Annotated in this window: 11 protein-coding genes and 1 tRNA gene; 5 read left to right on the top strand and 7 right to left on the bottom strand. The window is 68.3% G+C overall.

Annotated elements, in window-relative coordinates; all coding sequences use genetic code 11:
• The first annotated feature begins 20 nt into the window (after positions 1-20).
• The 4 genes from ACSFBM_RS01675 to ACSFBM_RS01660 are packed head-to-tail and all read left to right on the top strand — an operon-like array spanning position 21 to position 6,940.
• Positions 21-1,169, top strand: coding sequence for an ATP-binding protein (locus ACSFBM_RS01675; protein ID WP_435482843.1), 1,149 nt, complete (start codon positions 21-23; stop codon positions 1,167-1,169).
• A gap of 10 nt (positions 1,170-1,179) precedes the next feature.
• On the top strand, positions 1,180-3,642 hold the full coding sequence (locus ACSFBM_RS01670) for a DUF5682 family protein (RefSeq protein WP_435482842.1): 2,463 nt from the start codon (positions 1,180-1,182) through the stop codon (positions 3,640-3,642).
• Positions 3,639-4,763, top strand: coding sequence for a VWA domain-containing protein (locus ACSFBM_RS01665; RefSeq protein ID WP_435482841.1), 1,125 nt, complete (start codon positions 3,639-3,641; stop codon positions 4,761-4,763). Before ACSFBM_RS01670 ends, ACSFBM_RS01665 begins: the two co-directional genes overlap by 4 nt.
• Positions 4,760-6,940 carry an SWIM zinc finger family protein gene (locus ACSFBM_RS01660; RefSeq protein WP_435482840.1) on the top strand — a complete coding sequence of 727 codons (2,181 nt, stop codon included), beginning with the start codon at positions 4,760-4,762 and terminating at the stop codon, positions 6,938-6,940. Before ACSFBM_RS01665 ends, ACSFBM_RS01660 begins: the two co-directional genes overlap by 4 nt.
• A gap of 40 nt (positions 6,941-6,980) precedes the next feature.
• Here ACSFBM_RS01660 and ACSFBM_RS01655 read toward each other — a convergent pair.
• The 7 genes from ACSFBM_RS01655 to ACSFBM_RS01625 all read right to left on the bottom strand — a co-directional run bounded on the left by ACSFBM_RS01655 (position 6,981) and on the right by ACSFBM_RS01625 (position 12,308).
• Positions 6,981-7,056: transfer RNA gene (locus tag ACSFBM_RS01655), tRNA-Thr, on the bottom strand.
• A 61-nt stretch (positions 7,057-7,117) separates the two neighbouring features.
• Positions 7,118-7,696: a ClpXP protease specificity-enhancing factor gene (locus tag ACSFBM_RS01650; protein WP_435482839.1), complete on the bottom strand. Its 579-nt coding sequence runs from the start codon at positions 7,694-7,696 to the stop codon at positions 7,118-7,120.
• 41 nt (positions 7,697-7,737) lie between these two features.
• On the bottom strand, positions 7,738-8,349 hold the full coding sequence (locus ACSFBM_RS01645) for a glutathione S-transferase N-terminal domain-containing protein (RefSeq protein WP_435444840.1): 612 nt from the start codon (positions 8,347-8,349) through the stop codon (positions 7,738-7,740).
• 99 nt (positions 8,350-8,448) lie between these two features.
• On the bottom strand, positions 8,449-9,222 hold the full coding sequence (locus ACSFBM_RS01640) for a cytochrome c1 (protein WP_435482838.1): 774 nt from the start codon (positions 9,220-9,222) through the stop codon (positions 8,449-8,451).
• A gap of 34 nt (positions 9,223-9,256) precedes the next feature.
• On the bottom strand, positions 9,257-10,693 hold the full coding sequence (locus ACSFBM_RS01635; RefSeq protein ID WP_435482837.1) for a cytochrome b: 1,437 nt from the start codon (positions 10,691-10,693) through the stop codon (positions 9,257-9,259).
• A 14-nt stretch (positions 10,694-10,707) separates the two neighbouring features.
• A complete protein-coding gene (gene petA, locus ACSFBM_RS01630) occupies positions 10,708-11,325 on the bottom strand; it encodes a ubiquinol-cytochrome c reductase iron-sulfur subunit (protein ID WP_435482836.1) in 618 nt (205 codons plus the stop codon).
• Between the two features lie 209 nt (positions 11,326-11,534).
• The gene (locus ACSFBM_RS01625) at positions 11,535-12,308 is read right to left on the bottom strand and encodes a LuxR C-terminal-related transcriptional regulator (protein WP_435482835.1); all 774 of its coding nucleotides are present in this window, start codon (positions 12,306-12,308) and stop codon (positions 11,535-11,537) included.
• A gap of 358 nt (positions 12,309-12,666) precedes the next feature.
• On the opposite strand from ACSFBM_RS01625, the gene ACSFBM_RS01620 reads away from it, so the two are divergent.
• Positions 12,667-12,975 (top strand): hypothetical protein, encoded by a 309-nt coding sequence (locus tag ACSFBM_RS01620; RefSeq protein WP_435482834.1) that lies wholly within the window; start codon positions 12,667-12,669, stop codon positions 12,973-12,975.
• Positions 12,976-13,104 lie beyond the last annotated feature (129 nt).

Here is a 13,104-nt window from a genome sequence, read left to right as displayed (position 1 = left end):
ATCCACACAGATCCCGACCCATGGCCACATCACGCAAGCCGACCGACACACAGCCCGGCGGCGCCGCCGCGCTGCAACGCCCGCCGGCGGAAATCCTCTACGCCGATCAGCTCGCGCGCCTTCAGGCGCAGGACACCGACCCGCGCCCGCCCGGCTGGGCACTGGGCCTGAAAGCCGCGCGCTCGTTCATCCTGGGCAACGCGGCGCTCGGCATCGCGCCGAAGATCGTCGCGCCCGTGGCCAGCATCGAGCGCATGCTCGTCACGCTGGCCACCGGCCGCGGGCTGATGCTGGTGGGCGAGCCGGGCACGGCGAAGTCGATGCTGTCGGAGCTGCTGGCCACGGCCATCTCGGGCATCTCGACGCTCACCATCCAGGGCGGCGCGTCGATCACCGAAGACCAGATCAAGTACGGCTGGAACTACGCGCTGCTCATCAACGAAGGTCCGAGCCCGCGCGCCATGGTGCCCGCGCCGCTGTACCTGGGCATGCAGCGCGGCCAGGTGGTGCGCTTCGAGGAAATCACGCGTGCGCCGCTGGAGGTGCAGGACTGCCTGCTGGGCATGCTGTCGGACCGCGTGATGGCGGTGCCCGAACTGGCGGGCGAGCACGGCATGCTCTACGCACGCGAGGGCTTCAACATCATCGCCACCGCCAACACGCGCGACCGCGGCGTGAACGAGATGAGCGCGGCGCTGAAGCGGCGCTTCGACTTCGAGACGGTGTTCCCCATCCTGGACTTCGACCGCGAACTGGCGCTGGTGCAGGAATCGTCCGCGCGGCTGCTCGCGCAGAGCGGCATTCCGAAGACCGTGCCCGCGCCGGTGCTGGAGCTGCTGGTGTCCACCTTCCGCGACCTGCGCGGCGCGCCTGGCAAGGCTGAAAAAGGCAACGGCAACGGGGGCAACGACGGCGCGATGGACAAGCTCACCGCCGTCATGTCGACCGCCGAAGCGGTGAACGTGGCGCATGCGGTTGGCGTGCGCGCCTGGTTCCTCGAACAGCGCGAAGGCTCGCCGGCCGACCTGGTCGACTGCATCGCCGGCACGGTGGTGAAGGACAACGCGGACGACCGCGCCAAGCTGCGGCGCTACTTCGAGCAGAAGGCGGCCAAGCGCAACGGTGCCCACTGGCGCGCGTACTACGAAGCGCGCCACCGCCTGCCCTGACCATACCGCGATGACACAGCCCCACATCGTCGGCGTGCGCCATCACAGTCCGGCCTGCGCGCGGCTGGTGGCCGAGCGCATCCGCACGCTGCGCCCGGCGTTCGTGCTGATCGAAGGCCCGGCCGATTTCAACGAGCGGCTCGACGAGCTGTACCTGCCGCACCGCTTGCCGGTGGCGATCTACAGCTACCTGTCGGGCGACGACCGGCACCACGGCTCGTGGTCGCCCTTTGCCGAGCATTCGCCCGAGTGGCAGGCGCTGGCGGTGGCGCGCGAGGTGGGCGCGGCCGTGCGCTTCATCGACCTGCCCGCGTGGCACGGCGCCTTCTCGCACATGGAGAACCGCTATGCCGACGTGGCCGACCATGCACATGAGGAACGCGCCGAAGCCTACGAGCGCGCGCTGACCGAGAAACTTTCCGTGCAGGGCCGCGACGCGCTGTGGGACCACCTGTTCGAGGACGGCTGCGAGGCGGCCGAACTGGCGCAGCGCCTTGGCACCTACTTCGATCATCTGCGCGGCGACGACGCCGGCTCGCAGGGCAACCAGGCGCGCGAACAGATGATGGCGCGCTGGATCGCCTGGGCGATGGCGCAACCGGCCGAGCCCGGCCGCGCGCAGGCGCTGGTGGTGTGCGGCGGCTACCACGCGCCCGCGCTCGCGCGGCTGTGGCCGGGCATGCCCGCCGAGTTGCCCGCCACGCCTGAGCCTTCGCACGAATCCACCGAGCCAGACGAAGAAGACGAAGAAGGCGCCGGCACGCGCGATGCGCAAGCCCCGCTGCGCTTCGGGTCCTACCTCGTGCCCTACACCTTCAAGCGCCTGGACGCCTTCGCCGGCTATGCCTCGGGCATGCCCTCCCCGGCCTACTACCAGTGGGTGTGGGAGGTGGGCCCCGAAGGCGCGGCGCACCGCGCGCTGCAGCACGTGATGCAGCGCCTGCGCGAGAAGAAGCTCCCTGCCTCCACCGCCGACCTGATGGCCGTGCACCTGCGCGCGCAAGGGCTCGCGCGGCTGCGCGGGCACGAGAAGCCGCTGCGCTCCGACTGGCTCGACGCGCTGGCCGGCGCACTGGTGAAAGACGCGCTCGACGCCCCGTTGCCCTGGACCTACCGCGGCGCCATGCGCCCCGGCACCGATCCCGTGCTGGTGCAGGCCATGGACGTGCTGGCCGGCGACACCGTCGGGCGCCTCGCGCCGGGCACGCCGCAGCCGCCGCTGGTGGCCGCGGTGCAGGCCGAACTGGCGGCGCACGGCATCGTGCTGCGCGGGCAGCTCAAGCTCGATTTGCTGGGCGAAGCCGACCGTGCGAAGAGCCGCGTGCTGCACCGGCTGTCGATCCTGCGGCTGCCTGGCGTGCGGCGCACGCAGGGGCCGAAGCTCGCGATGTCGGGCGAGCGCACCGAACTCTGGTCGCTCGGCGAACCGCTGGAACAGCAGGCCGCGCTGATCGAGGCCGGCGCCTGGGGCGCAAGCCTGCACGACGCCGCGCGCGCCCGGCTGGAAGACGACCTGCGGCAGGCACAAGGCCAGATCGCCCCGCTGGCCGACGGCCTCAACCAGGCCGCATGGGCGGGCCTGTCGGCGCTCAGCGATGCGTTGCTGCGCGAGCTGCAGGGCGCCATTGCCAACGAAGCGCGCTTCGAGGCGCTGGGGCCCGCCCTGTCGGTGCTGCACACGCTGCTGCGCCACGGCCAGACGCTGGGCATGGCCGACGCGCCGGTGCTGCGCGTGGTGATCGGCGCGGGCTTCGACCGCGCGCTGTGGCTGCTGGAGCCGCCCGCCGCCGTAGCGCCGGCCGACATGCAGCCGCACCTGGAAGGCCACCTGGCGCTTCGCCAGATCGTGGCCGACGTGCTGGCCCATGCGCAGGACAACGCCCACGGCGCACACGACATGCACGCGCCCTCGCTGCTCGACGTGGAGCCCGCCCGCGCGCTCGCCGTGTGGCGGCGCAAGGCCGCCGACGCCGGCGCCGCGCCCGTGAGCCGCGGCGCGGCGCTGGGCGCCACGCTGAGCCTGGCCGGTCGCTTGCCGCATGCACAAGCGCATGAAGACGGCGTGGGCGAGGCGATGCTGCTGCTGCACTCGCTGACCGCCCCCGTGCTCGGCGATGCGCTCACCGGCCTGCTGGCGCTGGCGCGCGAGACGCTGGCGTCCGAGCCCGCCTTCATCGCCGGCATGGACCGCACCGTGCAGGCACTGGACAACGCCGACTTCGTGCGCGCCATGCCCAGCCTGCGCGCCGCCTTCGCCTGGCTGCCGCCGCAGGAGCGCGGACTGCTGGCCGACCAGGTGCTGGCGCTGCACGACGCCGCGCACCTGTCGCGCCGCACGCTCACGGCGCACCGCGCCGGCGAGGCCGCGCCCGCGCAGCTGGCCGAGGCGCGCCGCGTGGAAGACGCCGTGCTCGCGCGCCTCGCCGCCTGGGGCGTGACGCTCGACGATACGCAAGGAACGCTTCACCCATGAGCCTGGACATTCCCGACCCGCTGCAACGCTGGCGCCTGCTGCTGGGCGACCCGGCCGAGGCGGCCTGCGGCGGCCTGAGCGCCGAAGCGAAAGCGGCCGACGCCGCGCTCGACTGGCTCTACGGCCGCGACAGCGACCGCGCGAGCCGCGGCGAACGCAGCGCCGGCCTGGGCCCCTCGGCGCTCAGCACGCCGGACTGGATCAACACCATCCACACGCTCTTTCCGAAGGAAGTGATCGAGCGGCTGGAGCAGGACGCGGTGGAGCGCTACGGCATCGACGAGGTGGTGACCAACCTCGAGGTGCTGGAGCGCATCGAGCCGTCGGAGTCGCTGCTGCGCGCCGTGCTGCACACCAAGCACCTGATGAACCCCGAGGTGCTGGCGGCCGCGCGCAAGCTGGTGGCCGAGGTGGTGCGCCGCATCATGGAGAAGCTCGCCACCGAAGTGCGCCAGGCCTTCAGCGGCAGCCGCGACCGGCGCCGCCGCTCGCGCATGAAGGTGGCGCGCAACTTCGACTTCAAGCAGACGCTGGCGGCCAACCTGCACCGCTACGACCCCGAGCGCCGCAAGCTCTACGTGGAGCGGCCGGTGTTCATCAGCCGCACGAAGCGGCATGCCGAGCCGTGGGACATCATCCTGCTGATCGACCAGAGCGGCTCGATGGTCGACTCGGTGATCCACAGCGCGGTGATGGCGGCCTGCCTGTGGCAGCTGCCCGGCATGCGCACGCGGCTGGTGGCCTTCGACACGGCGGTGGTCGACCTGACGGCCGACGTGTCCGACCCGGTCGAGCTGCTCATGAAGGTGCAGCTGGGCGGCGGCACCGACATCGCGAAGGCGGTGGGCTATGCGCAGTCGCTCGTCGCCAATCCGGCCCGCAGCATCGTGGTGCTGGTGAGCGACTTCTACGAAGGCGGCAGCCCCCACGAGCTGGTGCGGCGCGTGAAGGCGCTGGTGGAGTCTGGCGCCAAGGTGCTGGGCCTGGCCGCGCTCGATGCACAGGCCGAACCCAACTACGACCGCGAGATGGCCGCGCGGCTGGTGCGCGAAGGCGCGCAGATCGGCGCGATGACGCCCGGGCAACTGGCCGGCTGGCTCGCAGAGAAGGTGCAGGGATGAGCAGCGACATCGCATGGCGCACCGACCTGCTGGAGCTGACGCCCGAGGCGCTCACGGCACTGGCCAACGCGGGCTTCGTGAAGCGTGCGCAGAAGGACGTGGCCGCCGGCCTGCTGCCGCGGCTGGAGGCCGGTGCGGACGGCGTGGTGCAGGCGCATTTCGACGACGGCGTGCGCACCAGCCTGCCGCCCGGGCGCACCCTGCGCGATGCGCAGTGCAGTTGCCCGGCCAGCGGCATGTGCAGGCACCGCGTGATGCTGGTGCTGGCGTACCAGGCGCTGGCGGCGTCTTCGAAAGCGCAGGCACCTGCGGCCGCGGACGATACGCCCGCCGAGTCCGAGGGCGCCTGGAACCCCGCGCAGTTCGACGACGCCGCGCTGGCCGCGAGCTTTGCGCCGTCCGTGCTCGAACAGGCGAACAAGCTCGCCGCCGCGCGGCCGGTGGTCGGCGTGCAGGCGTGGCGCAGCGCGAGCGCGCCGCCGGTGGCGCGGCTGCCGATGTGCAGCGTGCGCTTCTTCTCGCGCAGCTCGCTCGTGCATGCGCGCTGCGACTGCAAGCAGGGCAGCGGTTGCGCGCACGTGGTGGTCGCGGTGTGGGCGTTCCGCCAAGCCGGCGCGCTGCCGCCGGGCGCCGCGGAAGCGATGGTCGAAGTCCGCCCGCCCACGTCGGCGGATGCGGACGCAACGGCGGGCGCACAGCAGCCGCTGATGCAGGGCGACGCTGCGCGCACGCTGCGCGCTCATATCGACGCCCTGCTGCTCTCGCTCTGGCTCGACGGCTCGGGCCAGCCGCTGATGGCGCTCGCCGCGCGCTTCGAGGCCGTGCGCGAACAGGCCCGCGCGCTCGGCTGGAACTGGGTCGACGACGCGCTCGACGAGCTGTGGCAGCTGCTGCAGGCACAGCAGGCACGCAGCAGCCGCTTCGAGCCGCTGCGCCTGGTGCGCGTGCTGGCCGAGTTGTGGGCGCGGCTGCAGGCGGCGGCGCATGCGGAACAGCCGGGCACCCCGCGGCCGGCCCTGCTGGCAAGCCAGATCCTCGGCGTCGGCGTGAAGGGCGAAGTGGCGCTCGACCACCTGCGGCTGGTGTCGCTCGGCGCCGAGCTCTGGTCCGACGACACGGCGGAAGGCGCGAGCATTCTCTTTGCCGACCCCGACACGCAGAACGTGACAGTGCTGGAGCGCCAGTGGACGCGCGCGGCCGACGCGGCGGCCGGCGGCGCGGCGCAGGCGCTGATGAACCGGCGCGTGGCGGGCTTTCCGCTGCGGCAGCTCGCGAGCGGGCAGGTCATCACCAAGACCGCGACGCGGCGCGCCAACGGGCTGGTCGACATCACGGCCGGCGCGCGGCAGACGGGCGTGCTGCCGCTCTCGCCCACGTCGTGGAACGACCTCGTCGCGCCGCTGCGGCAAGGCAGCGTGGCCGCGCTGGTGGCGCACCTGCGCGAGGCGCCGCCCGATTTCGTCCGTCCCAGGCAGGCGGCGAGCGGTGCGTCCGCCGGGGCCTCGGGGCAGCTGCATGTGGTTGCCTTCGATCGCATGGAGGTGGTGTCGTGCCACTGGGATGCGGCCGCGCAGGTGCTGCATGCGGCGCTGGCGCAGGCACAGGCGCAGACGCAGACGCTGGTGGACGAGGCAGGCGAACCCGCAGCGGTGCGCGCCGAAGAGCAGCTGCATCTGGCACTGCCGCACCGCGCGGTGGCGCCGGGCGCGGTCGATGCGCTGGCCCGCACCCTCGCCGGCGACCATGGCGCGCTGCGCGCCGTGGCGGGCACGGTGCACCTGCAAGGCGGCGTGGCGGTCATGCAGCCGCTGAGCCTACTGACCGCACAACGCGCCGTGGTGCTGCAGGTCGAGACGGAGGCGCCGCAGCCGCTGGGCCTGCACAGCGAAGTCGACGAGGCGCCCGCGCTGAACGCGCTCGCGAACGACACGCTCGCGCTGCTGGCGTTGTGGCTGCGCCAGGGCCTTCGGCATCAGGGCGGCAATGCGCTGTCGCGTGCCGAGGCACAGGTGCTGCAACTGAAGCAGGCCGGGCTCGACCGGGGCGCGGCGCTGCTGGGCACGGTTCTGGAAAACCTGCGCTCCGCACAGCGGCCGGCGCTGGTGGCGCAACTGGCGATGCTGGGGCTGCTGATGCAGGGCGTGGCGCAGTCCGCTGCCACAGAGGCATCGGCATGAAAAAACCCCCAAGCCATTGCTGACTTGGGGGCTCTTTGCATGGTGCCGCTTGTCGGAATCGAACTGACGACCTTCCGCTTACAAGGCGGGTGCTCTACCAATTGAGCTAAAGCGGCTGAAATCCAGTGCGTGATTCTAGTGGCGTCGGCCGGCATGGCCGCCCGCCCCTGCACACACCTACTTGACGCGCTTGAGCGACGGTCGTGCGCCACCGTTGACCGGCGGGCGTGGCGGCTCGTCGACCGGGTCGGTGCCTGCACCGGCATCGACGACGGATTCGTCGCTGTCCTCGCCCGTCACCAGATGGACGACCTTGCCGGCGTCGCCTTCGGTGCCGCGCGAAGCGTCACGCAAGGGCATGCGCGCCGGGCCCTGCGGCGACGGCACGGCCGCCGGGGCGTCGCCGCCCTGCAGGTCCGCCGGAACGGACGGCACAGGCGCAGGAAACGCCATGCCCTGTCCGTTCTCGCGCGCGTAGATAGCAATCACGCGCCCCACCGGCACGCTGATTTCTCGCGCCGAGCCCGCGAAACGGGCCTTGAACTCGATGAAATCGTTGCCCAGCTTGAGCGAGCTGGTCGCGTCGAAGCTGATGTTGAGCACGATCTCGCCGTTCTTCACGTATTCGCGCGGCACCTGGACGGTGTCGTCGACCTGCACGGCGACATAGGGCGTGAACCCGTTGTCCGTGCACCATTCATACAACGCCCGGATGAGGTACGGGCGGGTGGAAGACGACTCGAGCGCGTTGATCATGAAGGACGGCGAAGAACAGTGAAAGCAGGCACGAAGCTTACTTACTTGCGCATGACCTTTTCGGACGGGGTCAGTGCCTCGATGTAGGCGGGGCGCGAAAAGATGCGCTCGGCGTACTTCAGCAGCGGCGCAGCGTTCTTGCTGAGGTCGATGCCGTAGTAGTCCAGGCGCCAGAGCAGCGGCGCAATGGCCACGTCGAGCATCGAGAAGTTGTCGCCCAGCATGTACTTGTTCTTGAGGAACACGGGGGCCAGCTGCGTGAGGCGGTCGCGGATGTGCGAACGGGCCTTCTCGATCGCCTTCTCGTTGCCCTTGGTGGTGCGGTTCTCGAGCATGGCGACATGCACGAAGAGTTCCTTCTCGAAGTTGAGCAGGAACAGGCGCACGCGGGCGCGGTCGACCGGGTCGCCGGGCATCAGTTGCGGATGCGGGAAGCGCTCGTCGATGTACTCGTTGATGATGTTCGACTCGTACAGGATCAGGTCGCGCTCGACCAGGATCGGCACCTGGCCGTACGGATTCATCACGCTGATGTCTTCGGGCTTGTTGTAGAGATCGACGTCGCGAATCTCGAAGTCCATGCCCTTTTCGAACAACACGAAACGGCAACGGTGGGAAAAGGGGCAGGTCGTTCCTGAATACAAGACCATCATGGCGAGAGACTCCTAAAAATCAAAAAGAGTGGGTCGCGTTGGCAACCCACTCTGTGGGACCGGTTGCCCCCAGCGGGCGCCCGGTCGGCGTGGACGGAACTACTTGACGTCTTTCCAGTACGAGGCGTTCAGTCGCCACACAAAAACCACCGACATGGCCAGGAACAGCAGCACCCACACGCCGATGCGAATGCGTGTGTTCTGTGCCGGTTCGGCCATCCATTGCAGGTAGCTCACCAGGTCGCCGACGGCATTGTCGTATTGCACGGATGTCAGGGTGCCGGGAGTGACTTGCTCCCAGCCCTTGAACACTTCGGTTTCGTGGCCGTGCTGTTCGACCTTGGTGTAGACCGGTCGGCGTTCGCCTTGCAGTTCCCACAGGGGGTTCGGCATGGCGACGCTCGGGAACACGAGATTGTTCCAGCCGGTGGCTTTGGTGTCGTCGCGATAGTACGTGCGCAGATACGTGTAGAGGTAATCGGCACCCGTGCCGCCGTGGCCGGCGCGCGAGCGGGCGACCAGCGTCAGGTCGGGTGGCGTGGTGCCGAACCACTCCTTGGCCTGGCGCGCGTCGATGTTGGCCTTCATGGTTTCGCCGACCTTGTCGGTCGTGAACAGAAGGTTGTCCTTGATCTGCTGCTCGGTGATGCCGATGTCCTGCAGGCGGTTGTAGCGCATGAACGCGGCCGAGTGGCAGTTCAGGCAGTAGTTGACGAACAGCTTGGCGCCGTTCTGCAGCGAGGCCACGTCGTTGGTCTTGTTGGGCGCCTTGTCCCAGGCAATGCCCTCGGACTCGGCGGACGCCGCCGCGGAAAAGGTCAGGCCCAGTGCCAGACCCAGGACCGCGAGCCAGCCGGAAATGCTTTTCTTCATCGTGTGTTCTCTCAGCTCTTGGGGGCGGCTTGTCTCAATGCGCGGCAAAAACCACGCGCTCGGGCACGGGCTTGAAATCGCCCTTGCGGCTCCACCACGGCATCAGCAGGAAGAAGCCGAAGTAGAAGAGCGTGCCGATCTGCGAAATGGTCTGTGCGATGTCGAGGGCGAAGGAACCGATGACCAGGTTGCCCCAGACGCCAGGCGGCTGGATGCCCAGGTAGCCCAGGATCAGGAAGAAGAACACGAACACGCCATACACGTACTTGTGCCAGCTCGGACGGTAGCGGATCGACTTGACTTCGCTGTGGTCGAGCCACGGCAGGAAGAACAGGATGATGACCGAGCCGCCCATCACGAGCACGCCCCAGAACTTGGCGTCGAAGGTCTTCAGCAGGAAGATGACCACGGCCGCCACGACCAGGGCCGCGATCTTCAGGCCCATGCCCGACTTGCCCTTGACGAAGTTCCAGATGGCGGCCGCGCCGATGATCAGCGCGAACACGTTGACCATGTCGTCGGTGGTCGCGCGCAGCATCGAATAGAACGGCGTGAAGTACCAGACCGGGGCGATGTGGTTCGGCGTCTTCAGCGAGTCGGCCGGAATGAAGTTGTTGTATTCGAGGAAGTACCCGCCGGCTTCAGGGGCGAAGAAGATCACCGCCGAGAAGATCGTGAGGAACACCACCACACCGAAGATGTCGTGCACCGTGTAGTACGGATGCGACGGGATGCCGTCGACCGGATGGCCGTCGGGCCCGCGGTTGGCCTTGATCTCGATGCCGTCGGGGTTGTTCGAACCCACTTCGTGCAGCGCGATCAGGTGGGCCACCACGAGGCCGAGCAGCACCAGCGGCACGGCGATCACGTGGAAACTGAAGAAGCGGTTCAGCGTGGCGTCGCTCACCACGTAGTCGCCGCGGATCAGCAGGGCCAGGTCGGGGCCGATGAACGGAATGGCGGCGAACAGGTTCACGATGACCTGGGCGCCCCAGTAGCTCATTTGCCCCCAGGGCAGCAGGTAGCCCATGAAGGCTTCGGCCATCAGGCACAGGAAGATCGCGCAGCCGAACACCCAGATCAGCTCGCGCGGCTTGCGGTAGCTGCCGTACATGAGGCCGCGGAACATGTGCAGGTACACCACGATGAAGAACGCCGAGGCGCCCGTCGAATGGATGTAGCGAATGAGCCAGCCCCACGGCACGTCGCGCATGATGTACTCGACCGATGCGAACGCCTGGGTCGCGTCGGGCTTGTAGTGCATCACCAGGAAGATGCCGGTGACGATCTGGATCACCAGCACCAGCATGGCCAGCGAGCCGAAGATGTACCAGAAGTTGAAGTTCTTCGGTGCGTAGTACTTGCCCCACTGGTCGTTCCAGAGCTTGCTCAGCGGGAACCGGTTGTCGACCCAGTTGAGCAGCTTCGCGCCCGCGGGCGCATTGGGGGAGATATCGTGGAATTCAGCCATGTCGTTCTTCTGCCTCAGGCCTTCTTGGAGTCTTCACCGATCAGGAGCTTGGTGTCCGACAGGTACATGTGCGGCGGCACCGGCAGGTTGTCGGGCGCGGGCTTGTTCTTGAAGACCCGGCCTGCCAGGTCGAACGTGGAACCGTGGCAAGGGCAGAGGAAGCCGCCTTCCCAGTCGGCGGGCAGCGAGGGCTGCGGGCCGGCCTGGAAACGGTCGGTGGGCGAGCAGCCCAGGTGGGTGCAGATGCCGACCACGACCAGCACGTCGGGCTTGATCGAGCGGTGCTCGTTCTGCGCGTACTTGGGGGTGAATTCGTCGGGGTGACGCTTGGAGAGCGGATCGGCGAGCTGGCCGTCCAGCTTGGGAAGTTCGGCGAGTTGCGCCGGCGTGCGCTTGAGGATCCAGACCGGCTTGCCGCGCCATTCGACGGTGATCTTCTCGCCGACCTTGAGGCCGCTGATATCGACCTCGACCGCGGCACCCGCAGCCTTGGCCTTTTCGGACGGCTGGAAAGTGCTCACAAAAGGGATGGCGGTGGCTACGCCACCTGCTACGCCGGCACATCCGGATGCGATCAACCACGTCCGCTTGCTGGTGTCGGTCCGGGGCGAGCCGGAGGTCATGTCACTCATGGGGATCCTCTTGTCTTCTTCGCTGGAGCAGGGCCAACCTTAACCGTAGCAAGGTCAACCAAGGATTGTAGCGGGGCGCTTCAAGGAGTTTCAACAGGCGGAAAACCCGCTGAAGCGGCGCGCGGTGGCGCTGCGCGGGCTTGCGCTGCGCGCCATCGAAGGCGTGGCCTTGCCGCCCGCGTGACGGGGCGGCATGGACACACGGGCTCTCAGTTCAGGAGACCGTGCTGCGTCGCCTCGTGGACCGCCTGGGTCCGCGACTTCACGGAGAGCTTGCGATAGATGCTCTTGGCGTGGAACTCGACCGTGTTGACCGAGAGAAAGACCGCCTCGGCAATCTCGCGATTGCTCCAGCCCTGCGCAATGAGCCGCAGCACCTTGAGTTCACGCGGCGACAGCGGGCTGGGCGCCGGACGGGCTTGCGCGGAAGACGCCGACGGCATCGACGGCCGCGTCATGACCGGCGCGATGCCCTGCGGCCTGGACGACGCCGCGATCACGCTCAGCAGGCGGCGCGCCACGCGCGAGTCCATCGGCGCACCGCCGCGCTCGATCGATCTCAGCAGGAAGGCCAGCTCGGCATCGTCCGCCTCGGTCAGCAGGTAGCCCACCGCCCCCGCGGTAATGGCGGCGTCGACCAGGTCGTGATCGTCGGCGGCCGACATCGCAACGCTCTCGATCCACGGGTAGGTCTGGCGAACGTGCTTGATGAGCGCCACGCCGTCATGGTCGGGCAGGCGCATGTCTATCAGCACCAGGTCGTAAGGCAGCGCCGCCAGCAGGTTGCAGGCCTCGGCGCGCGTGGATGCAATCACCACGCGGCGACCCGGCGCAAGCCCGCTCACGATGCGCCGCATGCGCTCGCCCATGGCGAGGTCCTGCTCCACGACCAGCACGCCGTGGAAGGCACCGCCGTAGGAAGCCTTGGGCGCTCCGGGCGCCAGCATCGGCAACGAAGAAGAGGGGTGGAATACAAGGCTCATGGCGACAACTCCGGGAACTAGAAATGTTCACTTTCGTATCAGACGTTGCAGGAACGATGCCCGCCCCGAAACACCTGGATGCGTGGAGCCCCGTCTTCAGGCCGATCACATTGATTTCATTGGGGAATACCGAGGTAATCAGTGAAATCCCGGCCTGCGGAAAGCGGTAGGTGGACACTGTTTCGCGTCACTGTTACGAAGCATGTGGCGGAACACGTTACGTAGCACCGCGAAACACCCGCCCCGCAGGGGACGCCCCTCTGAAAACACGTTGTTTACGAGACGGGGAAACTGTTGAGAAACATTAACGTTGCTGTTACGCTTCGCAGGGTACACACCGATATTTCGAGGGATCAGCATGACAATTTCCAAGCTCTTCGCAGCCGTGGCCCTGGCCGCAGTGGCCACTTCGTCGGCATTCGCTCAGGGCACGCCTGCAGCCCCCGCCACGCCCACGTCTGAAACCCCGGCGGCTGGCGCTACCGGTGCCACCGGCGCTGCAGCTGGCGTGCTGACCCCTCCCGTCATCGCAACCATCGCCGCAGGCGTGGCACTGGGCTTTGCTGCCGGCAGCAGCAACGGCGGCAACTCGGGCGGCGGCTTCGGCATCGGCCCTGGCGGCACGACCGGTACCACCGGCACCACGGGTACCACCGGCACCAACTGATGCCGCATGCCCTCCGCAACGGAGGGCATTCGCTGAAAAGTCCGCGCGTTGGTATCGCCACGCGACTTATAAAATGTTGTCTCTGGACAACGTTTTTTTTGGGCGTAGGCGGTTGTTCTTCCGGCTCCA

Origin of the sequence: Variovorax pasteuri (assembly GCF_051216435.1) — a bacterium.
GTDB lineage: Bacteria > Pseudomonadota > Gammaproteobacteria > Burkholderiales > Burkholderiaceae_C > Variovorax.
The sequence above is the reverse complement of the archived record's forward strand: the minus strand, read 5'-3'. Positions and strand labels throughout refer to the sequence as shown.

Excerpts from the sequence above, each read along its gene's own strand:
- ACSFBM_RS01675 (WP_435482843.1), top strand. The coding sequence starts at position 21 with ATGGCCACATCACGCAAGCCGACCGACACACAGCCCGGCGGCGCCGCC.
- ACSFBM_RS01670 (WP_435482842.1), top strand. The coding sequence starts at position 1,180 with ATGACACAGCCCCACATCGTCGGCGTGCGCCATCACAGTCCGGCCTGC.
- ACSFBM_RS01665 (WP_435482841.1), top strand. The coding sequence starts at position 3,639 with ATGAGCCTGGACATTCCCGACCCGCTGCAACGCTGGCGCCTGCTGCTG.
- ACSFBM_RS01660 (WP_435482840.1), top strand. The coding sequence starts at position 4,760 with ATGAGCAGCGACATCGCATGGCGCACCGACCTGCTGGAGCTGACGCCC.
- ACSFBM_RS01650 (WP_435482839.1), bottom strand. The coding sequence starts at position 7,696 with ATGATCAACGCGCTCGAGTCGTCTTCCACCCGCCCGTACCTCATCCGG.
- ACSFBM_RS01645 (WP_435444840.1), bottom strand. The coding sequence starts at position 8,349 with ATGATGGTCTTGTATTCAGGAACGACCTGCCCCTTTTCCCACCGTTGC.
- ACSFBM_RS01640 (WP_435482838.1), bottom strand. The coding sequence starts at position 9,222 with ATGAAGAAAAGCATTTCCGGCTGGCTCGCGGTCCTGGGTCTGGCACTG.
- ACSFBM_RS01635 (WP_435482837.1), bottom strand. The coding sequence starts at position 10,693 with ATGGCTGAATTCCACGATATCTCCCCCAATGCGCCCGCGGGCGCGAAG.
- petA (WP_435482836.1), bottom strand. The coding sequence starts at position 11,325 with ATGAGTGACATGACCTCCGGCTCGCCCCGGACCGACACCAGCAAGCGG.
- ACSFBM_RS01625 (WP_435482835.1), bottom strand. The coding sequence starts at position 12,308 with ATGAGCCTTGTATTCCACCCCTCTTCTTCGTTGCCGATGCTGGCGCCC.
- ACSFBM_RS01620 (WP_435482834.1), top strand. The coding sequence starts at position 12,667 with ATGACAATTTCCAAGCTCTTCGCAGCCGTGGCCCTGGCCGCAGTGGCC.